The sequence below is a fragment of the Bradyrhizobium sp. i1.15.2 genome, from assembly GCF_040548425.1.
Taxonomy (GTDB): domain Bacteria; phylum Pseudomonadota; class Alphaproteobacteria; order Rhizobiales; family Xanthobacteraceae; genus Bradyrhizobium; species Bradyrhizobium canariense.
In genome coordinates this window covers 126,621-148,420 of sequence record NZ_JBEPRQ010000006.1, presented here as the reverse complement: position 1 = coordinate 148,420, position 21,800 = coordinate 126,621, and the positions used below count along the sequence as shown (strand labels likewise).

The window sequence follows — 21,800 nt, the reverse complement described above, 5'->3', positions numbered from 1 at the left end:
GAATTTCCCGGCGAATGATTGCTCTGGTCCGTATTGCCCTGAGCCGGCCCTACACGTTTGTCGTGCTCGCGCTCCTGCTCCTGATCATCGGACCGCTGGCGGCGCTGCGGACGCCGACCGACATCTTCCCGGACATCCGCATTCCCGTGATCGGCGTGGTCTGGCAGTACACCGGCCTGCCGCCCGACCAGATGTCGGGCCGCATCACCACGCCGTTTCAGCGCGCGCTGACCACGACGGTCAACGACATCGAGCACATCACCGCCAATTCCTATAACGGCTTTGGCATCATCAAGATCTTCTTCCAGCCGAACGTCGACATCCGCACCGCCAATGCGCAGGTCACCGCGATCTCGCAGACGCTGATCAAGCAGATGCCGCCGGGCGCGACGCCGCCTCTGATCCTGAATTACTCCGCCTCGACCGTGCCGATCGTTCAGGTGGCGCTGTCGGGTGACGGGCTGACCGAGCAGAACCTCGCCGATATCGGCATCAACCAGCTCCGCACGCCGCTGGTCACCGTGCCGGGTGCTGCGATCCCGTATCCCTTCGGCGGCAAGCAGCGCCAGATCCAGATAGACCTCGACCCCACCGCGCTCCAGGCCCGCGGCCTGTCCGGCCAGGACGTCGCCAATGCACTGGCTGCGCAGAACCTGATCACGCCTGTCGGCACCCAGAAGATCGGCACCTTCGAGTACAACATCCAGCTCAACAATTCGCCGCTGAAGATCGACGAGCTCGGCAATCTGCCGATCAAGACCGTCAACGGCGCGATGGTCTATGTGCGCGACGTCGCGACTGTGCGGGACGGCAACCCGCCGCAGACCAACATCGTCCATGTCGACGGCAACCGCTCGGTGCTGATGATGGTGCTGAAGGCGGGCGCGACCTCGACGCTCGACATCATCGCGGGCATCAAGCAGAAGGTGATCGACGTCAAGGACCAGCTGCCGGACGCGCTCAAGATCGGCTTCATCGGCGATCAGTCGGTATTCGTCCGCGGCGCCATCGAAGGCGTCGCGTTTGAAGGCGTGATCGCGGCGCTGCTCACCAGCGTCATGATCCTGCTGTTCCTCGGCAGCTGGCGCTCGACCGTCATCATCGCGGTCTCGATCCCGCTCTCCGTGCTCGGCGCCATCATCATGCTGTCGGCGATCGGCGAGACGCTGAACATCATGACGCTCGGCGGCCTGGCGCTCGCGGTCGGCATTCTCGTCGACGATGCCACCGTCACGATCGAGAACATCAACTACCATCTGGAGCAGGGCAAGCCGGTCGAGCAGTCGATCCTCGACGGCGCCAACCAGATCGTGACGCCGGCCTTCGTCTCGCTGCTCTGCATCTGCATCGTGTTCGTGCCGATGTTCTTCCTCACCGGCGTGGCGCGCTTCCTGTTCGTGCCGATGGCGGAAGCGGTGATGTTCGCGATGATCTGGTCATTCCTGCTGTCGCGTACCTTGGTGCCGACCATGGCCAACTATCTGTTGCAGGCACATGTCCATCACGAGGACGGCCCGCCGAAGTCGCGCAATCCCCTGGTCTGGTTCCAGCGCGGCTTCGAGGCTCGCTTCGAGCGCATTCGCGGCGGCTACCATAATTTCCTCGGGCTCGCGCTGGCGCACCGTCCGGTGTTCGTGATCGGCTTCCTTTGCGTGGTCGCCGCCTCCTTCGCGCTGGTGCCCTTCCTCGGGCGCAACTTCTTCCCCGCGGTCGATGCCGGCAACATCCTGATGCACGTCCGCACCCAGGTCGGCACCCGCGTGGAGGAGACCGCGAACCAGCTCGCCGACGTGCAGAAGGCGATCCGCAAGCTGATCCCGGGCGAGATCGAAACGCTGACCGACAACATCGGCATGCCGATCTCCGGCATCAACATGACCTACAACAACACCGGCGTGATCGGCCCGCAGGATGGCGACATCCAGATCAAGCTGAAGGAAGGCCACAAGCCGACCGAGGAGCATGTGCGCGTGCTGCGTGAGCAACTGCCGCGGCTGTTCCCCGGCGTCAGCTTCGCCTTCCTGCCGGCCGACATCGTCAGCCAGATCCTGAACTTCGGCGCGCCGGCGCCGATCGATCTGCAGATCCGCGGCGCCAATCTCAGCGCCAACTTCGCTTATGCCAACAATCTGCTGGCCAAGGTCCGCAGGATTCCCGGCGTCGCGGATGCGCGCATCCAGCAATCGCCGAACAACCCGACCTTCAACATCGATGTCGACCGCACCCGCGCGCAATATGTCGGCCTGACCGAGCGCGACGTCACCAACAGTCTCGTGGTCAACCTTGCCGGCTCCTCGCAGGTGGCGCCCACCTACTACCTCAACCCGGATAACGGCGTGTCCTATTCGATCGTGATGCAGACGCCGCAATACCAGATGGATTCGCTCAGCGCGCTGCAGACGCTGCCGATCACGGCCGCCGGAAATTCGCAGTCGCCGATCCTCGGCGGCATCGCCGACATCAAGCGCTCGACCTCGAGCGCGGTGGTCTCGCAATACGACATCCAGTCGATGGTGCAGATCTTCGCCACCACCTCGGGCCGCGATCTCGGTGCGGTCGCGACCGACATCCGCCAGGTGATCGCCGACACCGCCAGGGAGGTGCCGAAAGGCTCTTCGGTGGTGCTGCTCGGCCAGGTGCAGACCATGAACAGCGCCTTCACCGGCTTGTTGTTCGGCCTGCTCGGCGCGGTCGTCCTGATCTATTTCCTGATCGTCGTGAACTTCCAGTCCTGGTCCGATCCGTTCGTGATCATCACGGCGCTGCCCGCCGCACTCGCCGGCATCGTCTGGATGCTGTTCGCCACTGAGACGACGCTGTCGGTGCCGGCGCTGACCGGCGCCATCATGTGCATGGGCGTTGCCACCGCCAACAGCGTGCTCGTAATCTCGTTCGCGCGCGAGCGCTACGAAGAGCTCGGCGATCCCATCGCCGCGGCGCTGGAAGCCGGCTTCGTCCGGTTCCGCCCGGTGCTGATGACCGCGCTCGCCATGATCATCGGCATGGCGCCCATGGCCCTGGGGCTCGGCGAGGGTGGCGAGCAGAATGCGCCGCTCGGCCGCGCCGTGATCGGCGGCCTGATCTTTGCAACCTTCGCCACGCTGATGTTCGTTCCCGTGGTGTTCAGCATGGTACACAAGAAGCAAGGCGGCAAAGCCGCCGCCCCTTTGGAGACTCCGCATGTCGCCCACTGAATCCCGCTCCCCGGTGTCGCACCGGAAACTGGGCATTTTCGGCGTGGTGGCGCTGATCGCGGCGGGCCTGGTCGTGGGCACCGGCATCCGCGCGCGCGAGGAGCAGGGCTCCAAACTGAAGGCATGGACCGATGATCAGGCTGTTCCGAGCGTCGCGGTGACGCTGCCTAATGCCAAGGCTCTCAATACGACCATCGACTTGCCGGGCCGTCTCGAAGCCTATTATCGCGCGCCGATCTTTGCCCGCGTTCCCGGCTATCTCAAGAGCTGGAGCGCCGACATCGGTGCGCGGGTGAAGGCCGGTCAGGTGATCGCCGAGATCGAGGCGCCCGACCTCGACCAGCAACTGCTTCAGGCCCGCGCCGACCTCGCCAGCCAGCAGTCCAGTGCCAGGCTGTCGGAAGCCACCCTCAACCGCCGCAAGACGCTGGTCGCCTCCAACTTCGTCTCCGCGCAGGAGATCGACGAGCGTACCGCCGATCTCTCCAACAAGAACGCGGCGGTTCGCTCGGGCCAGGCCAATGTCGAGCGCCTCGAAGCGCTGGCCGGTTACAAGAAGATCACCGCTCCGTTTGACGGTGTGGTCACGGCGCGCGACACCGACGTCGGTGCGCTGATCAATTCAGGCGGCGGCTCGGGCCCGGCGATGTTCGTGGTCTCCGACATCACCAAGCTGCGCGTCTACATCAACGTGCCCCAGAACTACGTGCCCGCGATCAAGATCGGCGCCAAGGCCGCCATTGTGCTGCCGGAGTATCCGAACCGGACCTTCCAGGCGACGGTGGAAGCCTCCTCGCAGGCGGTTGACGTCGCCTCCGGCACGACGCGCATGCAACTTGGTCTCGACAATTCCTCGGGCGAGCTGATGCCCGGCGGCTACGCCAGCGTGAAGCTCAACCTGCAGCGCGACTCCGCGCCGCTCAGCATTCCCGCCAGTGCGCTGATCTTCAACGGCAGCGGCCTGCGCGTCGCAACCGTCGGTCCGGACGACAAGGTCCTGTTCAAGCCCGTGACCATCGCCCGCGACCTCGGCCGCGAGATCGAGCTCGCCTCGGGAATTGCAGCGGACGACCGCGTCATCACGGCACCACCGGACGGCCTTTCCGACGGCGATCAGGTCCGCGTGACCGGCACTGGTGCCAAGGGCAAGCCGGCGACGGCGTCGGAGACGCAGGCGCCGAAGGGGTAGGGTGAGTTTATAGGGTGGGTTAGCGAAGCGTAACCCACCATTGTTCGTCTCCGCGCAAGCAAAAGAGGTGGGTTACGCCTTCGGCTAACCCACCCTACGAGACTACGCCACGCGCCACTCCGGAACGCCATCCGCGGCCGTCGTGATCTCGCCCAGCGAACCCACCGGCGTGCGGTCCATGTTCAGCACTTGCGCCAACGTCGCCGTGTCGCCCGCGGGAATCCGCGCCAGCGTGCGCCTGTCGTCTTCCGTCCGCAGCATCACCACGCCATGCTCGACATCGCCGCTGCGGCCATAGAGCACCGTAAAGCTCTCGACCTTGCCCATGCCGCTCGGCTCCGTCACGAACTCCGGCACCGCGCGCTTGTTGCGGTCCGCCGCCGCCTGCACGCTCGTCTCCTGTGCCAATGCTTCACGCGGCGGCGCCTTCGACACCACCAGCGCATGATGCTTGGTGACGAAGCCGCCCTGGCCGTAGAGCAGGCCGAGCTTGGCGCCGTCGCGCAGGCGCCGCACCATCGCGCAGGCCGCATGGGTCATGTAGGTGTTGAGCGGCGCCCCGAAGAAGGTGAGGCCGCCTGTTACGGTCGGCTGCACGTCCGCACCCAGGCCCAGCGTCCGCCGCGCCATTTTGGGCACGCACGGGAAGCAGCTATAGAGCTCGATCGCGTCGAAATTCTTGCCGTCGCCGTCGGCGAGATCCATCACGGCCTTCAAAACGGCGTTCTGCGAATGGCTCTCGTAAAACTGGTCGCGCAAAAGATAGTCGCGCGGTTCCTCGGCCGAGGCGCCGCCGAGCGGGTAGACGAGCTTGTCCTCGGCGATGCCTGCCGCACGCGCCCTGGCGAGGCTGGTGAGCAGCAGCGCGCCGCCCATGTTGACGCTAGGGTTGGCAACCATGAGCTTGTTGTAGGGCCAGGCGATCAGGCGGTTGTCCGCGGTCGGCGTCGTGATTTCGTCGGGCGCATAGCGCCGCTTCAGCCAGGCATTTGGATTTTGCGCGGCGGCTTCTGAATAGCGCGACCACAGCACGCCTGACTCCGCCATCGCTTCGCGCGGCGTCTGGTCCCAATACGCCGAGGAGGCGGCCTCGTAGAATGGATACACCGTGACGGGCCGGAACACCCCGAGCTTCTGCGCCAGCGGCTTCTGATACGCTGCGCCGCGTTTCGGCTCCTCGACGTCATGGGCGAACGGCGTCCATGGCAGCTTCGCGCCGGCGCGCTCCGCCTTGGTCGCCGTCGACTGTGCCTCCGCGCCGCAGACAGCGGCAACACTGCATTCACCGCGCGCAATGCGCTTTGCTGCCTCGTGGATATAGCGGATCGGGCTCTCGCCGCCGACGGGGCCGTAATAGCAATGCGCGGGCGAGATGCCGAGTCGTTGCGCCAGCAACTGCTCCGGATCGCGATAGCGCCAGCTCAGGAAGTTGACGACGTCGAGCGATTGCACCTCCCCGAGCAGCTTTGCGCCGGCGTCTGCTTCCGCGCGCAGCAAGGCCTGTTCGAGCAGGTCCAGCGGCTCGAGGCCCTCGGTGATCTCCTTGGGGCGGTCGACGATCTCGCCGATGCCGACGATGACGGGGATGCGGTCTTCGGGGGTATTTTTCTTGTCTGTCATGCTTCAGTTCACGATGTCAGTTGTTTCGTCATTGCGAGCGCAGCGAAGCAATCCAGGATCTGTCCGCGGTGAGAGTCTGGATTGCTTCGCTGCGCTCGCAATGACGGTGTGCGGCGATCACTCCGCCACCAGCGCATTCATGTGCTCGACGGCTTCGGCGAACTCTTCCTTGAACTCCTGCACCACGGCGCCGGCCGATTTCACGCTGTCGATCAGCCCGACGCCCTGGCCGACGAAGTAACTCACGAGATCGCGCGCCTTGGCATTGCCGCCCGCCGCCGCGCGGTCGATCGCGTTGAAGGCGTCGCGGCTGACGATGCTTTGCAGCGGCATCGGCAATGCGCCGGGGCTCTCGGGTGCGCGGTCCCAGGCATCGGTCCAGACCGAGCGAAGCTGCCGTGCCGGCTTTCCGGTGCGGCCCTTCGAGCGCACCGCATCGCGCGACGATGCCGCGATCATCTTCTCGCGAAAGATCTCCGTGGTCTCCGACTCGACGGTGGCAAGCCACACCGAGCCGGTCCAGGCGCCCGCGGCACCCATCGCCATGCAGGCCGCCATCTGCCGTCCCGTCATGATGCCGCCGGCGGCGAGCACCGGCACGTCGCGGATATTCTTGATCGCCTTGATCACCTCCGGCACCAGCACCATGGTCGAGACCTCGCCGCAATGGCCGCCGGCTTCGGTGCCCTGGACCACGAGGATATCGACGCCGGCCGCGACCTGGCGCAGTGCGTGCTCCTTGGCGCCGACCAGCGCCGCAACCGGCACGCCGTGCTTCCTGCCCATCTCGATCATGGCCTTCGGCGGCACGCCAAGCGCATTGGCGATCAGGCGGATCGGGTGCTTGAACGAGACCTCCAGCAGCTCTAGCGCGGTCCTGCCATCGAACGGCTGCGGCTGGTTGTCGGCGACCTCGGTGGTCGTGAGTTCGATGTCGAATTTCTTCAGGAGATTGCGCGTGTAGTCGCGGTGCTCCTGAGGCACGCGCGCTTCAAGGCTCTTCCAGGTGACGTCCTTTTCGCCCGAGGTCGAGATGTTTTCGGGGATCAGCACGTCGACGCCGTAGGGCTTACCGTCGACGTGATCGTCGATCCATTTCAGCTCGCGCTCCAGCGTATCCGGCGTGTGCACGGTGGCACCTAACACGCCAAAGCCTCCGGCCCGGCTGACGGCGGCGACGACATCGCGGCAATGGCTGAAGGCGAGCAGGGGGAAATCGATGCCCAGCATGTCGCAGATCGGCGATTTCATCGTTCCCTCCGGCGGGCCTTCGCGTTGCTGTTGTCGCAATCTTGAGCGAAGGCTCATCGACGCTAGACCATCGTCTTGCGCTATGCCAATCCGGATTTGGCGGCGCATCTTGCGTGCACACGCCGTGTTACGCGAAGCCGCACGCATGGCTCGACAGATGCGGCCTCTGGTGCAGGTCGTCCTCGGCAACGTCGGATGCATGACGCGGTCGCGAGGCCCGCGCCGGACGCAGGGCCGGCAGGGCTTGCCATCGGCCGTCCGTGGGCTAATTAATGCAGACGCATCTTTTCGCCGGAGCCCCCTCATGACCGACACCCCCGCCTACGTGCCGCCCAAAGTCTGGACCTGGAACAAGGAGAACGGCGGGCAGTTCGCCAGCATCAACCGTCCCATCGCCGGTCCCACTCACGACAAGGAGCTGCCGGTCGGCAAGCATCCCTTCCAGCTCTATTCGCTGGCGACGCCGAACGGGGTCAAGGTCACCGTGATGCTGGAGGAGCTTCTGGCGCTCGGCCACAAGGGCGCGGAATACGACGCTTGGCTGATCAGAATAGGCAACGGCGACCAGTTCGGCAGCGGCTTTGTCGACATCAATCCGAATTCCAAGATCCCGGCGCTGATGGACCGCTCCGGCCCGGAGCCGATCCGGGTGTTCGAGTCCGGCTCGATCCTGTTCTACCTCGCCGAAAAGTTCGGCGCCTTCCTGCCGAAGGACATCAAGAGCCGCACTGAAGCGATGTCGTGGCTGTTCTGGCAGATGGGCAGCGCGCCCTATCTCGGCGGTGGCTTCGGCCACTTCTACGCCTACGCGCCGACCAAGATCGAATACGCCATCGACCGTTTCGCGATGGAGACGAAGCGCCAGCTCGACGTGCTCGACCGCCGGCTCGCCGACAACGAATATCTCGCCGGCAGCGAATACACCATTGCCGACATGGCGGTGTGGCCCTGGTACGGCGCGCTCGCCAAGGGGCTGGTCTATGGCGCGGGCGAATTCCTCTCCGTGCAGGACTACAAGCACGTGCAGCGCTGGACCGACCAGATCGCCAAGCGTCCGGCCGTCAAGCGCGGCCGCATGGTCAACCGTGTCTCCGGCGATCCCGCCAGCCAGCTCCACGAGCGTCACGACGCCAGCGACTTCGAGACCAGGACGCAGGACAAGGTCGGCGAGGTGGCCGCGTCGTAGGCGCATCGCTGAACATCGCAGTATTGTAGGGTGGGTTAGCGCTAGCGTAACCCACCTCTTTCGCTTCCCCGGAGACGAACAGTGGTGGGTTACGCTTCGCTAACCCACCCTACGGCAGGGCCGCGCTTGGCGAGACCTCACGCCATGCTCAGCTCGTGGCGTCCCACCACCATCCAGTGCACCTCGTCCGGACCATCCGCGAAGCGCAGGTGGCGGACGTCCTGATACATCTCGGCGAGCGGGGTCCAGTGCGAGATGCCGGTGGCGCCGTGCATCTGGATCGACTGGTCGATGATCTTGCAGGCGCGCTCCGGCACCATGGCCTTGACCATGGAGACCCAGACACGAGCCTCCTTGTTGCCGAGCACGTCCATGGCCTTGGCGGCCTTCAGCACCATCAGCCGCATCGCCTCGATCTCGCAGCGCGCCTGCGCGATGATCTGCATGTTGCCGCCGAGATGGGCGATCTTCTTGCCGAAGGCTTCGCGGGTGAGGCCACGCTGCACCATCAGGTCGAGTGCCTTCTCGGCCTTGCCGATGGTGCGCATGCAGTGGTGGATGCGGCCGGGGCCCAGCCGAAGCTGCGAGATCTCGAAGCCGCGGCCTTCGCCGAGCAGAATGTTCTCCTTGGGCACGCGCACGTTGTTGAAGCGCATGTGCATGTGGCCGCGCGGCGCGTGGTCCTGGCCGAACACGTACATGGGACCGAGCACCTCGACGCCGGGCGTGTCGCGCGGCACCAGGATCTGCGACTGCTGCTTGCTCGGCGCCGCATCCGGATTGGTCTTCACCATCACGATGAGGATCTTGCAGCGGGGATCGCCGACGCCGGAGATGTAATACTTCTCGCCGTTGATGACCCATTCGTCGCCGACGAGCTTGGCGGTGGTCGAGATGTTCTTGGCATCGGAGGAGGCGACGTTCGGCTCGGTCATGACATAGGCCGAGCGAATCTCGCCGTTCATCAGTGGCTTCAGCCACTTCTCCTTCTGCTCCTCGGTGCCGACGCGCTCCAGCACCTCCATGTTGCCGGTGTCAGGCGCCGAGCAGTTCATGCTCTCCGAGGCCAACGGGCTCTTGCCGAGCTCGGATGCGATATAGGCGTAGTCGAGATTCTTCAGGCCCTGGCCGGTCTCGTCGTCGGGCAGGAAGAAGTTCCAGAGGCCTTCCTGCTTGGCCTTGTTCTTGGCCTTCTCCAGTACCTCGAGCTGCTTCGGCGTGAAGCTCCAGCGGTCTTGTTTCCCTTCGCCTGCCTTGGCGAATTCGATCGACATCGGTTCGACGGTGTCGCGGATGAACTTCCTGACGTGATCATAGAGCGGCCGGACCTGGTCCGACATCCTGAGGTCGTTGAGCTCGTCGCCGGGATTGAGGGTGTAGTTGGTGGTGCGGGGAATATAGGTGTGTTTTGTCATTGTTCCTTCCGGGGTCGCTGAGATCGCGTTGACCCGGAGAATAGTCGCAGCGTCGCCAAAGTGCGAGCGCGCATTTTCTAGAGCGAGCCATGCCATACGATGGAATATCGCAGGGCGTTTGAAATGTTGTTTGAATGGGACGGTTGCCGCGAGCGCTGCTGTCATCGCCCGCGAAGGCGGGCGATCCAGTACTCCGTGACGGACATGATTGAATCGAGAAGCCGCGGCGTACTGGATTCCCCGCCTTCGCGGGGAATGACAGTGTTTGCTGTGGTTAGTTCGCCATCCGATGCATGGCGCAGATCTTATTGCCGTCGAGGTCGCGCAAATACGCGATATAGAGGTTGACGCCCGGGCCTTGGCGGATGCCGGGCGGATCTTCGCAAGGAACGCCGCCGGCAGCGATGCCGGCCGTATGCCATGCATTGACCTGCTCCGGCGAGTTGGCGGCAAAGCCGATGGTGCCGCCATTCGCAGGCGTCGCCGCTTCGCCGTTGATTGGCTTCGTCACCGAGAACACGCCGGTCTTGGTGATGTAGAAGATGCGATGGCCGTCGACCCGCGCCGGCCGCACCTCGAGCGTGGACAGCAAATTGTCGTAGAAGGCCTTGGCCTTGTCGAGGTCGTTGGTGCCGATCATCACGTGTGAAAACATTTTGCCCTATTTCCCTCATCTTGTAGCCCGGATGGAGCGCAGCGTAATCCGGGTCTTGTTTGCTTTTGGCCGTCCCGGATTGCGCTGCGCTCCATCCGGGCTACGAGAATCAAAACGCCGTATAGCCGCCGTCGATCACGAACGTATCCGCGGTGTGGTACGACGACGCCTTGCTCATCAGATACACTGCGATGCCGCCGAAATCGCTGGCTTCGCCAAAGCGGCGCACCGGAATGCGCGGCATCACGTTTGCGACGAATTTCTCGTTGGCCATCAGGCCCGAGGTCATGTCGCTCTTGATCCAGCCGGGCAGGATCGCGTTCGCGGTGACGCCGTGGCGCGCCAGCTCAACGCCGAGCGCGCGCACCAGCGCGTTGATCGCGGCCTTGGTCGCCGCGTAGTGCTCGTTGCGGGCGGTACCGAAGATCGAGGCGAGACTCGAAGTCGCCACCAGCCGACCGAAGGGATCGCCCGCATTGGCGCGCTCGGTCATGTGTTTTGCGGCCGCCTGGAACGCGTGGAACACGCCGTCGAGATTGGTCGCAAACATCCCACGCCATTCTTCCTCTGTGCGTTCGATGAAGGAGCGCCGGCCGCCGCCGCCGATGCCGGCATTGGCGAAGCAGCCGTCGACCCGGCCGAACATGTCGAGCGTGGCCTTCATCGCGGCATTGACCGAGGCCGGGTCGGAGACGTCGCAGCCCCGCGCGTCGACCTTGCCTGATAGCCCGGCCAGGCTCGCGGCAGCGCTGCTGTTCTTGTCAGGATTGCGGCCCCAGATCGAGACGTTGCAGCCCTGGCCGGCGAGCGCCTGCGCGATGCCTAGCCCGATGCCGCCATTGCCGCCGGTGATCACGGCGACCCGTCCCGAAAGGTCGAAAAGGTTCATGGCGCGTTTCCTGTTTTTTTGGCATGCGCGCATCAGCCGCTGCGCGCAAGATTGCTTGCTATGCTCTGATCACCATGGACAAGACCGTGCCAAAAATCAAATATGCGCCCCGGCAAAAGTAATTCCGGTCTGCGAAACTGGCGCAGGCCGCAACTCACGAGGAAACCATGCAGTTCAAACACGTCACGCTCGATCTCGATGGCTCGGTCGCGATCCTCAAGCTCGACCACCAGGAGGTGATGAACGCGGTCTCCGTCGACATGCTGGGCGGTCTCGCGGAAGCGCTCGACACGATCGAGGAGAAGAAGGACGAGGTGCGCTGCGTCGTGCTCACCGGCGTGGGGCGGGCGTTCTGCACCGGCGCGAATCTCCAGGGCCGCAACAACCAGTCGAAGAAGACCAAGGCCGGCCTGACGCTTGAGACCGGCTTCCATCCCTTCCTGCGCCGCATCCGCAATCTGCATTGCCCGATCGTGACCGCGGTCAACGGCCCCGCGGCCGGCGCCGGCATGAGCTTCGCGCTGCTCGGCGACATGATTTTATGCGCGCGGTCCTCTTACTTTCTTCAAGCCTTCCGCCGTATCGGCCTGGTGCCGGATTGCGGCTCGACCTGGCTCTTGCCGCGGCTGATCGGCAAGGCACGCTCGATCGAATTGTCGCTGATGGGCGAGCGGCTCCCGGCCGAGAAGGCGCTGGAATGGGGCCTCGTCAACCGCGTCTATGATGACGGCGTGCTGATGGAGGAGGCGATGAAGCTCGCGCATGACCTCGCCAGCGGCCCGACGGTCGCGCTGTCGCTGATCCGCAAGCTCTACTGGGACAGCCCGGAAAATTCCTTCGAGGATCAGCTCAATCTCGAATTCCAGTGCCAGCTCCGCGCCGGCGACACGGATGATTTCCGCGAAGGCGTCGGCGCCTTCTTGGAGAAGCGGCCGGCCAAATTCAACGGCAGGTGATCAAGGGCAAATGATCGAGGCCGAACTCTCCCGCAGCGTTGCGCGCTGGTGCCCGGGCGCAACTGGTGTCGCTGGCGTGGCAAGACTGTCCGGCGGCGCCAGCCAGGAGACCTGGCGCTTCGACATCGTGCATCCCGATGGGCCGATCGGTGCGATCCTGCGCCGCTCGCCGAAGGGGTATGGCGCGGCGCCGACGCGCGCGGCGGGTCTCGGCGCGGAAGCGCAGCTGATGCAGCTTGCCTATCAGGCCGGCGTGCCGTCGCCGCGCGTGATGCATGTGCTCGCGCCGGACGACGATCTCGGCACCGGCTTCATCATGCAGCGGGTCGAGGGCGAGACCATCGCGCGCAAGATTCTTCGCGATGATGAATTCGCCGCGACGCGGCCGCTTCTCGCGCGGCAGATTGGCGAGGTGCTTGCGAAGCTGCACGGGCTGCCGCGGGACAAATTGCCCGAGCTGCGCAGCCGGTCCGCGACCGAGGAGATCGCCGAGTTCGAGCGCGATTATCGCAGTCTGGACTGGCCCAAACCCGTGTTCGAGCTGGCGCTGCGCTGGCTGCGCGACCACGATCCGGGTCCTTCGGCCGAGACGACGCTGGTGCACGGCGATTTCCGCAACGGCAATCTCATCATCGGCGCCGACGGCGTGCGCGCGGTGCTTGACTGGGAGCTCGCTCATCTCGGCGACCCCATGGAGGATCTCGGCTGGGTCTGCGTTAATTCCTGGCGTTTTGGCGAGATCGACAAGCCTGTCGGCGGGTTTGGCTCGCGTGAGGAGCTGTTCGCCGGCTATGAGGCCGCAGGCCGCAAGGTCGATCCATCACGTGTCAAATTCTGGGAAGTGATGGGCACGCTGCGCTGGGGCATCATGTGCGGCGGCATGATGCAGCGATTTCGAGAAAGTCCGGACCATTCGATGGAACGCGCCATGATCGGACGCCGTGCCTCCGAGACCGAGATCGATCTGTTGCGGCTGCTGGTGCCGCGGGGGAGTTGACCATGCAGGACGAGCCGACCCCGATCGAGCTGACCAAGTCAGTCGCCGATTTCCTCCGCAACGATATCGCGCCGCTGATCTCCGGCCACCAAGCTTTCAAGCTGCGCGTCGCCATCAATATTCTCGATCTCGTGACACGGCAGTTGACGCTGGAGGAGGGGAGCGATGCCGCGGAGGTGGACCGGTTGCGCGCGTTGCTCGGCATGGACGGCGCGGTCACCGACCTCAACCGCGTACTCGCCGAGCGTATTGCGAGCGGCGAGGTCGATCTCGCGACGCCGGGGTTGGCCGAGCATCTGTGGGCGACCACGATGGACAAGCTTGCGGTCGACCAACCGAATTATGCATCGTACAAGCGGGAACTGTCGCGCGGCGGGTAGACCTCTCCTCGTCATTGCGAGGAGCGTAGCGACGAAGCAATCCAGACCGTCTCAGCGGAAAGATTCTGGATTGCTTCGCTACGCTCGCAATGACGGCGTTGATGCAGGCGCGCTACTCTCTTCGCATCGTCATGCCCGGGCTCGTCTCGGGCATCCACGTTCTTCGTGCCGCGCGGTGAGGCGTGGATGGCCGGGACAAGCCCGGGCATGACGGAAACAGCTACTTCCCCATCCATTTCGGCGGCCGCTTCTCCGCAAATGCCTTCGGTCCCTCGATGTAGTCCTGCGAGGCCGCCATCGCCTTCACGGCCGGATAGTCGCGCTGCTGCTCGATCGCCTGCTCCAGCGACACGCCGAGGCCCTTCTGGATCGCCTGCTTTGACGCGCGGATCGACATCGGCGAATTCTTGGTGATCATCTCAGCCCAGCGCAGCGCGGCCGTGAGCGCCTCGCCCTGCGGCACCACCTCATTGACGAAGCCGAGTTCGAGACCCTCTTTGGCGCTGACGTGGCGCGCGGTGAGGATCATGCCCATGGCGCGCTTCAGCCCGATCTGGCGCGGCAGCCGGTGCAGGCCACCGGCGAGTGCGGCGAGGCCAACGCGCGGTTCGGGCAGCGCGAAGGTCGCGTTCTCCGAGGCAATGATGAGGTCGCAGGCTAGCGCGATCTCGAAACCGCCGCCCATGGCCACGCCATTGACCGCGGCGATGATCGGCTTGTCGCAGTCGAAGCGCGCGGTGAGGCCGGCAAAGCCGCCCTTGTCCCAGCCGCGCTTGCCGCCGGCCGCCTGCCACTTCAGATCGTTGCCGGCGCAGAACGCCTTGTCGCCGCTGCCTGTGACGATCGCGATCCACTGCTCGGGATCGGCGGAGAAATCGTCGAACACCTTGTTGAGCTCGAAATGCGCGTCGGTGTGCAGCGCGTTGTAGACCTCGGGCCGCGACAGCGTGACGATCGTGATCGGCCCCTTGCGTTCCACCTTTGAGAATTTCAGCTCCATGGTCGCTCCCGCAGTTTCTCGTGAAGGAATATTGCCGGAATACTACCGCGCCACCGCGCTAGAGCACCATCGAATTGCGCAATGCGCCCTGCGCATCCGGTACGCCTCCCATTGCTTGACTTGGCGACGCTCTTCTCACCTTAATCGTGCGAAGCAAAGCTGCGCCCAGCGCCTTAACGCAAAACGAAAAAACACCCGGGAGAGAGCCGTGGATTTCTCATTGCCTGCCGATCTCGTCGCCTATCTCGCAGAGCTCGACCGTTTCATCGAACGCGTGATCAAGCCGCTGGAAGAGGCCGATGATAATATCCGCTTCTTCGATCATCGTCGCGAATGGGCCCGCACCGATTTCGAGAATGGCGGCCTGCCGCGCCACGAATGGGAAGCGCTGCTGCGCAAGGCCAAGGATCTCGCGGACGCGGCCGGTCATTTGCGATTTCCGGTGCCGAAGCAATATGGCGGGAAGGATGGCTCCAATCTCTGGATGGCCGTGATCCGCGAGCACTTTGCCGCCAAGGGGCTCGGCCTGCACAACGATCTTCAGAACGAGCATTCCATCGTCGGCAACTTCCCCGTCGCTACCATGCTCGATCGCTACGGACGCGACGACCAGAAGGCGATGATCGATGGCTCGATCAAGGGCAAGTACCGCATCACCTTCGGCCTGACCGAGCCAAATCATGGCTCCGACGCCACCCACATGGAAACGCGCGCGGTGCCCGCGACCCGCGACAACGTCAAGGGTTGGATCATCAACGGCGAGAAGATGTGGACGACCGGCATGCACGTCGCCACGCATTGCGCGCTGTTCGCGCGCACCAGCGGCAATGACGGCGATGCCCGCGGTATCACCTGTTTCCTGGTGCCGGCCAAGAGCCAGGGCGTGAAGATCGAAGAGTACATGTGGACCTTCAACATGCCGACCGATCATCCTCGCGTCAGCTTCACGGACGTGTTCGTTCCCGAGGACGCGCTGTTCGGCGAGGTCGGGCGCGGCCTGTCGCTGGCACAATGTTTTGTCCATCAGAACCGTATCCGGCAGGCGGCGAGTTCGTTGGGGGCAGCGGTCTACTGTATCAACGAGAGCGTGAAATATGCGCGCGAGCGAAAACCGTTCGGCAAGGCGCTGGCCGAGAACCAGGCGATCCAGTTCCCGCTGGTCGAGCTTGCGACCCAGGCCGAGATGCTGCGGCTGCTGATCCGCAAGACCGCCTGGGAGATGGACAAGCTCACTGAGGAGCAGATCGAGCGCACGCTCTCCGACCGCGTCTCGATGTGCAACTATTGGGCAAACCGCCTCTGCTGCGAATCCGCCGACCGCGCCATGCAGGTCCACGGCGGCATGGGCTATTCACGCCACAAGCCGTTCGAGCACATCTACCGCCACCACCGCCGCTACCGCATCACCGAGGGCAGCGAGGAGATCCAGATCCGCAAGGTGGCGGGATTTTTGTTCGGCTATATGGGGCCGGGGAAGCATTAGCTGTTATCGCGAGCGAAGCGATCCAAAGTCTTTCCAGAGAGACAGTCTGGATTGCTTCGTCGCAAGGGCTCCTCGCAATGACGGAGGAGAGAGGCGCGCATCCGCCTCCACACCGTCATTGCGAGCGAAGCGAAGCAATCCAGAGATGTCGCCATGGGCGGAGCTCCCGATTGCACCATCGCTTCTCGCAGTCGGCCTAATTCACCCTTCTATCCTTCCCCGCCCAATACGGCTCGCGCAATTGCCGCCGCAAAATCTTGCCTGACGGATTGCGCGGCAGCGCCGGCAGGAACTCCACGCTCTTCGGCGTCTTGAACCCCGCGATGCGCTCGCGGGTGAAGTTGATGATGTCGGTGGCGGTCGCCTGCTTGCCCGGCTTCATCACCACGACGGCCTTCACCGCCTCGCCCCATTTGTCGTCGGGTATGCCGATCACTGCGGCTTCCGCGACGTCGGGATGATCGCACAGCGCGCTCTCGACTTCGGCCGGGTAGATGTTTTCGCCGCCGGAGATGATCATGTCCTTGATGCGGTCATGGATGTAGAGATAGCCGTCTTCGTCCATGTAGCCGGCGTCACCGGTGCGCAGCCAGCCGTCGCCGCGCAGCGTCGCGGCGGTCGCTTCCGGCAGATTCCAGTAGCCTGCCATGTTGGAGCCCGAGCGTGTCGCGATCTCGCCGACCTCGCGCGGCGGCAGCGGCTTGCCATCGACATCGAGGATCGCGATCTCGACGCCCGGCAGCGCCTTGCCGGCCGAGCGCATCCGCTCCAGCCCCTCGATATGATCCTCCGGCGGCAGCGCGACGATGGTGCCGGTGGTCTCGGTCATGCCGTACATCTGCACGAAGCCGCATTTGAAGATCTCGATGCATTCCTTCAGCAGCGCCGCCGGTATCGGCGAGGCGCCGTACAGCATGTATTTCAACCGCGAGAAATCGACAGTCCTCGCGCGCGGCTGCCGCACCACGAACTGCATCGCGGCGGGCACCATGAACAGTTTTGTGATGCCGGACTGTTCGAAAAAATCCAGCACTTTTGTCGGATCGAACTCGCGCGCGATCACGCCGCGGGCGCCGTGATAGAGCCCCATCACGCCCCAGCCGGAACCGCCGATATGGAAGATGGGCATCGCGACCAGCGACACGTCGTCGGTCGACCACCGGTTCCACTCCGGCTTGTCCTCGGCATTGCCGGTTTGCACGAGGTTGAGGAAGTTCGCATGCGACAGCATCGCGCCCTTCGGCTTGCCCGTCGTACCCGACGTATAGAGCTGAATCGCGATGTCCTTCGCGTCGATCGGCACCTTGGGATCATCGCCACTCTGTGCATCGCGCCAAGCTGTAAAATCCTGCCATTCCGGCGCGCCACCTTCGGTGGTGATGACGCTGCGCACGCCCGGCAACTGGCCCTTGATCTGGCGGACCAGGGCGATGAACTCAGGTCCCACGAACAGCACCGGCGCTTTGCAGTCGCTCACGATGAAGGCGACCTCGGGGCCCGCGAGCCGCCAGTTCACGGGCGCCATCACCACGCCGGCCTTCATGGCGCCCATCAGCAGCTCGAAATAGATGTCGCTGTTCTTGCCGAGATAGGCGATGCGCTCGCCGCGTCTCACACCCATGGCGATCAGCGCGTTGGCCACTTTATTCGTCTTGACGTCGAATTCGGCAAAGCTGGTGACGCGGCCTTCGAACTCGAAGGCGATCGCGTTGCCGCGGCTCTTGGCGCGCTCGCGCACCACGTCGGCGAGATTGGCCAATGGCTGTGTGGTCATGTTTCTCCCATACCGTCTTGTTCTTATGCTGCGGAGTGTGGCGTCATCCGCAGGGGAAGACAAGACGGGGGAGGTACGCCATGGCTTCAACGTCGTCGTCCTGGCGAAAGCCAGGACCCATAGCCACAAAACGCAATTTGGCGAAGACCGGCCATGACCAATCTTCGCCAAAAAGCATTCGGTGGTAATGGGTCCTGGCTTTCGCCAGGACGACTACGTCACCCCCGCTTCGCACGATCCTTTTCGTTCTGCGCCATGATGCTCTCGCGCGCGGTTTTCCAGTCGTCGTCGGTCCAGTCGCGGAGCTGGTAGAAATTGCCGCCCATGGCGAGCGCCTGCGCGCCGTCCATGGCGATGGTCTCGCCGGAGATCCAGTCGCAGCCGCCCGAGATCAGGAACACGGCGACGTTCTGCAATTCCTCCATGGTGCCGACGCGGCCCATCGGGTTCATCGCCTTGGTGCGCGCGCCGGCTTCGTCGCCGGGCTTGATGCGCTTGCTCATGCCCTCGGTCGGGATCTCGCCCGGTGCGATCGTGTTCAGCCGGATGCCGTAGCGGCCCCATTCGGTGGCGAGCGACATCGTCATGGCGTGGATCGCCGACTTGCTCATCGCCGACGGCACCACATAGGGCGAGCCGTTGCGCACCCAGGTCGTGGTGATCGAGACGACGTTGCCGGGCTGCTTCAACGCGATCCAGCGCTTGCCGACCGCTTGCGTCACATAGAACGTGCCGTGCATGACGATGTTGGCGACGGCGTCGAAGCCGCGCGGCGACAGTTCCTCGCTGCGCGAGATGAAATTGCCGGCGGCGTTGTTGATGAGATCGGTGAGGGGGCCGTCGCGAAAGATGGTCTCGATCATCTCCTCGACCGCGAGCGCGTTGCGGATGTCGACGCCGTGGCTGCTCACGCGGCCGCCATACTCGGCCATCAGCTCGGTCGCGGTCTCGTCGCAAACGATCTTGCGCCGGCCGCAGATGTGCACCTCGGCGCCGAGCTGGAGGAAGCGCGCCGCCATCGACTTGCCGAGCCCGGTGCCGCCGCCGGTCACGAGGATGCGCCGTCCCGCCAGAAGATTTTCCTTGAACATGGCTGTTTTCCCCGTTGCGATTGTCGATTAATTGATCGATTGACTAAATCCGGCCGCCGTCGTCCTGTAAAGCGGCACCGAACAAGAACAGCAGGGAACCAGGGGAGAATTCATTCATGGAAGAGCGCGTCTCGATCTCGATCTCGGAAGGCGTCGCCGATGTTCGGCTGGTGCGCGCGGACAAGATGAATGCGCTGGATCAGGCCATGTTCGAGGCCCTTGTCGCCGCAACCGACCGGCTTTCAAAGGACAAGAGCGTGCGCGTCGTCGTGCTGTCTGGCGAGGGCCGCGCCTTCTGCGCCGGTCTCGACATGGGGCGTTTTGCCGCCATGAAGGAGAAGGGCGGCAACGGAATTCCGGGTGGCGAAAATCGCGATCTCACCAAACGCACGCACGGCCAGGCGAACTTTGCGCAACAGGCGGTGTGGGGCTGGCGCCAGCTTCCGGTCCCGGTGATCGCCGCGATCCAGGGCGTCGCCTTCGGCGGCGGCTTCCAGCTCGCGCTCGGCGCCGACATGCGCTTCCTGACCCCCGATGCGCGGATGTCGGTGATGGAAATCAAATGGGGTCTGGTGCCCGACATGGCGGGCACGCCGATCCTGGCCTCGCTCGTACGCGACGACATTTTGCGCGATCTCACCTACACCGGCCGCATCTTCTCCGCGCAGGAGGCGATGGCTTACGGTCTCGCCACGCGCATCTGCGACGACCCGCGCGCGAGCGCCCTCGAAGTCGCGCGCGAGATCGCGGGAAAAAGCCCCGATGCGATCCGCGCCGCAAAACGCCTGCTCAACAATCTCTCGGTCGATCCGGGCCCCGCGCTGCTTGCCGAGTCCGTCGAGCAGCAGAAGCTGATCGGCAGTGCGAACCAGACCGAGGCGGTGCGCGCCAATCTGGAGAAGCGCGCGCCGAAGTTTGCGGATTAGCGCAGACCTCATCCCGAGGAGCCGCGAAGCGGCGTCTCGAGGGATGGGCCACGGGCTCTCATGGTTCGAGACGGCGCCTTGCGCCTCCTCACCATGAGGGGCAACTTCAACAACAAAGAAAAACCAACAATGAGCGAAACGTCAAATTTCCTCGGCATCGTCTCCGGTGAGCGCAGCCGCTCCCATGCCGAGGTCGCTGATCGTGCCGATCGCATCGCCGCGGGCCTCAGCCAAATCGGCGTCAGGCAGGGCGATTGCGTCTGCATGTTGATGCGCAACGACATTGCCTTTCTGGAAGCTGCCTACGCCGCGATGCGGCTGGGCGCTTACGGCGTGCCGATCAACTGGCACTTCAAGCCGGAGGAGATCAACTACATCCTGACCGACACCGGCACCTCCGTGCTGATCGGCCATGCCGACATGCTGCATGCCCTGCGCGATGCGATCCCAAAAGGCGTCATCGTGCTCAGCGTGCCGACGCCGCCGGAGATCCTGTCCAACTACAAGATCGATCCCGATCATCTGAAGACGCCGGACTTTGCGATCGATTTCGAACCTTGGCTCGCACAGCACCAGCCCTATGACGGCCCGATCGTGCCGCAGCCCATGAACATGATCTACACCTCGGGCACGACAGGCCATCCCAAGGGCGTACGGCGCAATGCGCCGACGCCGGAGCAGGCGGCCGCCGGCGAGCGCATGCGCGCGATGATCTACGGACTGAAGCCCGGGGCGCGCACGATCCTGCCGGGCCCGCTCTATCACTCCGCGCCGAACTCGTTCGCCATCCGCGCGGGAAAACTCGGCGGTGCACTGGTGCTGATGCCGCGCTTCGAGCCCGAGGAATTTCTCGGGCTGATCGCCCGGTACAAGATCGACACGATCTTCATGGTCCCGACGATGTTCATCCGCCTGATGAAGCTGCCGGAGGAGGTGCGCAGGAAATACGACGTCTCCTCGCTGCGCCACATCATTCACGCCGCAGCACCCTGTCCGGCGGACGTCAAGCGCGCCATGATCGAGTGGTGGGGGCCGGTGATCTACGAATTCTACGGCTCGACCGAATCCAGCGCCGTCACCTTCGCGACCTCCGAGGATGCGCTAAGGAAACCCGGCACCGTCGGCAGGATTTCGCCCGGCGCCGAGCTGCGCTTCATCGGCGATGACGGACGCCTGCTGGGCGTGGGCGAGATCGGCGAGATCTATTCGCGCATGGCCGGGATGGCCGATTTCACCTACCACAACAAACCGGAGAAGCGCGCCGAGATCGATCGCGACGGCTTCATTACCTCCGGCGACGTCGGCTATATCGACGAAGAGGGCTACGTCTTCATCTGCGACCGCAAGCGCGACATGGTGATCTCGGGCGGTGTCAACATTTACCCGGCAGAGATCGAGTCTGTTCTGCATGCCGTGCCCGGCGTGCATGATTGCGCGGTGTTCGGCATTCCCGACGCAGAATTCGGCGAGACCTTGATGGCCGTGGTCGAGCCCCAGGCGGGCATCACGCTCGACGCCGCCGAAATCCGCGCCCGGCTGAAGGCCTCGCTCGCCGACTACAAGGTGCCAAAACACATCGAGATCCGCGCCGGGCTGCCGCGCGAAGATTCCGGCAAGATCTTCAAGCGCCGCCTGCGCGATCCCTATTGGGAGCAGGCGGGGCGGAAGATCTGACGGTGCGTAGTGCGTAGCCCGGGTGAGCGAAGCGATACCCGGGATAATAAGCCCCGGATGTCGCTTCGCTCATCCGGGCTACACACGCCCGTGAATTCGTGAGCGGCTTCGTCGACCGCA

General features: G+C 64.2%; 17 protein-coding genes. 9 read left to right on the top strand and 8 right to left on the bottom strand.

Features of this window, described 5'->3' with window-relative positions:
• The first annotated feature begins 14 nt into the window (after positions 1 to 14).
• Together ABIB80_RS13890 and ABIB80_RS13885 are read left to right on the top strand one after the other, a co-directional pair.
• Complete coding sequence (locus ABIB80_RS13890; protein ID WP_007593719.1) at positions 15 to 3,194, top strand: efflux RND transporter permease subunit; 3,180 nt, start codon at positions 15 to 17, stop codon at positions 3,192 to 3,194.
• Positions 3,181 to 4,383 carry an efflux RND transporter periplasmic adaptor subunit gene (locus tag ABIB80_RS13885; RefSeq protein ID WP_354127684.1) on the top strand — a complete coding sequence of 401 codons (1,203 nt, stop codon included), beginning with the start codon at positions 3,181 to 3,183 and terminating at the stop codon, positions 4,381 to 4,383. The genes ABIB80_RS13890 and ABIB80_RS13885 overlap by 14 nt, the downstream gene beginning before the upstream one ends.
• A 102-nt stretch (positions 4,384 to 4,485) precedes the next feature.
• Here ABIB80_RS13885 and ABIB80_RS13880 read toward each other — a convergent pair whose 3' ends face one another.
• Both ABIB80_RS13880 and ABIB80_RS13875 read right to left on the bottom strand, forming a co-directional pair.
• Entirely contained in the window at positions 4,486 to 6,003 is a 1,518-nt protein-coding gene (locus ABIB80_RS13880) for an acetyl-CoA acetyltransferase (protein WP_354127683.1), read from the bottom strand.
• A 117-nt stretch (positions 6,004 to 6,120) separates the two neighbouring features.
• Positions 6,121 to 7,254 (bottom strand): nitronate monooxygenase, encoded by a 1,134-nt coding sequence (locus tag ABIB80_RS13875; RefSeq protein ID WP_354127682.1) that lies wholly within the window; start codon positions 7,252 to 7,254, stop codon positions 6,121 to 6,123.
• 304 nt (positions 7,255 to 7,558) lie between these two features.
• Between ABIB80_RS13875 and yghU the strand changes: the two genes are divergently transcribed.
• On the top strand, positions 7,559 to 8,440 hold the full coding sequence (yghU, locus tag ABIB80_RS13870) for a glutathione-dependent disulfide-bond oxidoreductase (RefSeq protein ID WP_007593714.1): 882 nt from the start codon (positions 7,559 to 7,561) through the stop codon (positions 8,438 to 8,440).
• 137 nt (positions 8,441 to 8,577) lie between these two features.
• Here the strand turns inward: yghU and ABIB80_RS13865 are convergent, their stop codons facing one another.
• The 3 genes from ABIB80_RS13865 to ABIB80_RS13855 form a co-directional block, all read right to left on the bottom strand.
• The gene (locus ABIB80_RS13865) at positions 8,578 to 9,855 is read right to left on the bottom strand and encodes an acyl-CoA dehydrogenase family protein (RefSeq protein WP_354127681.1); all 1,278 of its coding nucleotides are present in this window, start codon (positions 9,853 to 9,855) and stop codon (positions 8,578 to 8,580) included.
• A 274-nt stretch (positions 9,856 to 10,129) separates the two neighbouring features.
• Positions 10,130 to 10,510 (bottom strand): VOC family protein, encoded by a 381-nt coding sequence (locus ABIB80_RS13860; protein WP_027516798.1) that lies wholly within the window; start codon positions 10,508 to 10,510, stop codon positions 10,130 to 10,132.
• A 109-nt stretch (positions 10,511 to 10,619) separates the two neighbouring features.
• Complete coding sequence (locus ABIB80_RS13855) at positions 10,620 to 11,399, bottom strand: SDR family NAD(P)-dependent oxidoreductase (protein WP_354127680.1); 780 nt, start codon at positions 11,397 to 11,399, stop codon at positions 10,620 to 10,622.
• 167 nt (positions 11,400 to 11,566) lie between these two features.
• On the opposite strand from ABIB80_RS13855, the gene ABIB80_RS13850 reads away from it, so the two are divergent.
• Genes ABIB80_RS13850 through ABIB80_RS13840 form a run of 3 tightly spaced genes read left to right on the top strand, consistent with a single transcriptional unit; the run spans position 11,567 to position 13,732 of the window.
• Positions 11,567 to 12,355, top strand: coding sequence for an enoyl-CoA hydratase/isomerase (locus ABIB80_RS13850; RefSeq protein WP_354127679.1), 789 nt, complete (start codon positions 11,567 to 11,569; stop codon positions 12,353 to 12,355).
• Positions 12,356 to 12,365: 10 nt separating this feature from the next.
• The gene (locus ABIB80_RS13845) at positions 12,366 to 13,352 is read left to right on the top strand and encodes a phosphotransferase family protein (RefSeq protein ID WP_354127678.1); all 987 of its coding nucleotides are present in this window, start codon (positions 12,366 to 12,368) and stop codon (positions 13,350 to 13,352) included.
• Positions 13,353 to 13,354: 2 nt separating this feature from the next.
• Positions 13,355 to 13,732, top strand: coding sequence for a DUF6285 domain-containing protein (locus tag ABIB80_RS13840; protein ID WP_354127677.1), 378 nt, complete (start codon positions 13,355 to 13,357; stop codon positions 13,730 to 13,732).
• A gap of 220 nt (positions 13,733 to 13,952) precedes the next feature.
• Here ABIB80_RS13840 and ABIB80_RS13835 read toward each other — a convergent pair whose 3' ends face one another.
• A complete protein-coding gene (locus tag ABIB80_RS13835) occupies positions 13,953 to 14,732 on the bottom strand; it encodes an enoyl-CoA hydratase-related protein (RefSeq protein ID WP_219683980.1) in 780 nt (259 codons plus the stop codon).
• Between the two features lie 208 nt (positions 14,733 to 14,940).
• Between ABIB80_RS13835 and ABIB80_RS13830 the strand changes: the two genes are divergently transcribed.
• The gene (locus ABIB80_RS13830) at positions 14,941 to 16,215 is read left to right on the top strand and encodes an acyl-CoA dehydrogenase family protein (protein ID WP_354127676.1); all 1,275 of its coding nucleotides are present in this window, start codon (positions 14,941 to 14,943) and stop codon (positions 16,213 to 16,215) included.
• A 196-nt stretch (positions 16,216 to 16,411) separates the two neighbouring features.
• Here ABIB80_RS13830 and ABIB80_RS13825 read toward each other — a convergent pair whose 3' ends face one another.
• Both ABIB80_RS13825 and ABIB80_RS13820 read right to left on the bottom strand, forming a co-directional pair.
• Complete coding sequence (locus tag ABIB80_RS13825) at positions 16,412 to 17,989, bottom strand: fatty acid--CoA ligase (RefSeq protein ID WP_354127675.1); 1,578 nt, start codon at positions 17,987 to 17,989, stop codon at positions 16,412 to 16,414.
• Positions 17,990 to 18,207: 218 nt separating this feature from the next.
• A complete protein-coding gene (locus tag ABIB80_RS13820; RefSeq protein WP_354127674.1) occupies positions 18,208 to 19,080 on the bottom strand; it encodes an SDR family oxidoreductase in 873 nt (290 codons plus the stop codon).
• 116 nt (positions 19,081 to 19,196) lie between these two features.
• On the opposite strand from ABIB80_RS13820, the gene ABIB80_RS13815 reads away from it, so the two are divergent.
• Together ABIB80_RS13815 and ABIB80_RS13810 are read left to right on the top strand one after the other, a co-directional pair.
• Positions 19,197 to 20,006 (top strand): crotonase/enoyl-CoA hydratase family protein, encoded by an 810-nt coding sequence (locus ABIB80_RS13815; RefSeq protein ID WP_354127673.1) that lies wholly within the window; start codon positions 19,197 to 19,199, stop codon positions 20,004 to 20,006.
• Positions 20,007 to 20,135: 129 nt separating this feature from the next.
• The gene (locus ABIB80_RS13810; RefSeq protein ID WP_354127672.1) at positions 20,136 to 21,680 is read left to right on the top strand and encodes an acyl-CoA synthetase; all 1,545 of its coding nucleotides are present in this window, start codon (positions 20,136 to 20,138) and stop codon (positions 21,678 to 21,680) included.
• Positions 21,681 to 21,800: the final 120 nt, after the last annotated feature.

Coding starts and splice junctions, on each gene's coding strand:
- ABIB80_RS13890 (WP_007593719.1), top strand. CDS start 15: ATGATTGCTCTGGTCCGTATTGCCCTGAGCCGGCCCTACACGTTTGTC.
- ABIB80_RS13885 (WP_354127684.1), top strand. CDS start 3,181: ATGTCGCCCACTGAATCCCGCTCCCCGGTGTCGCACCGGAAACTGGGC.
- ABIB80_RS13880 (WP_354127683.1), bottom strand. CDS start 6,003: ATGACAGACAAGAAAAATACCCCCGAAGACCGCATCCCCGTCATCGTC.
- ABIB80_RS13875 (WP_354127682.1), bottom strand. CDS start 7,254: ATGAAATCGCCGATCTGCGACATGCTGGGCATCGATTTCCCCCTGCTC.
- yghU (WP_007593714.1), top strand. CDS start 7,559: ATGACCGACACCCCCGCCTACGTGCCGCCCAAAGTCTGGACCTGGAAC.
- ABIB80_RS13865 (WP_354127681.1), bottom strand. CDS start 9,855: ATGACAAAACACACCTATATTCCCCGCACCACCAACTACACCCTCAAT.
- ABIB80_RS13860 (WP_027516798.1), bottom strand. CDS start 10,510: ATGTTTTCACACGTGATGATCGGCACCAACGACCTCGACAAGGCCAAG.
- ABIB80_RS13855 (WP_354127680.1), bottom strand. CDS start 11,399: ATGAACCTTTTCGACCTTTCGGGACGGGTCGCCGTGATCACCGGCGGC.
- ABIB80_RS13850 (WP_354127679.1), top strand. CDS start 11,567: ATGCAGTTCAAACACGTCACGCTCGATCTCGATGGCTCGGTCGCGATC.
- ABIB80_RS13845 (WP_354127678.1), top strand. CDS start 12,366: ATGATCGAGGCCGAACTCTCCCGCAGCGTTGCGCGCTGGTGCCCGGGC.
- ABIB80_RS13840 (WP_354127677.1), top strand. CDS start 13,355: ATGCAGGACGAGCCGACCCCGATCGAGCTGACCAAGTCAGTCGCCGAT.
- ABIB80_RS13835 (WP_219683980.1), bottom strand. CDS start 14,732: ATGGAGCTGAAATTCTCAAAGGTGGAACGCAAGGGGCCGATCACGATC.
- ABIB80_RS13825 (WP_354127675.1), bottom strand. CDS start 17,989: ATGACCACACAGCCATTGGCCAATCTCGCCGACGTGGTGCGCGAGCGC.
- ABIB80_RS13820 (WP_354127674.1), bottom strand. CDS start 19,080: ATGTTCAAGGAAAATCTTCTGGCGGGACGGCGCATCCTCGTGACCGGC.
- ABIB80_RS13815 (WP_354127673.1), top strand. CDS start 19,197: ATGGAAGAGCGCGTCTCGATCTCGATCTCGGAAGGCGTCGCCGATGTT.
- ABIB80_RS13810 (WP_354127672.1), top strand. CDS start 20,136: ATGAGCGAAACGTCAAATTTCCTCGGCATCGTCTCCGGTGAGCGCAGC.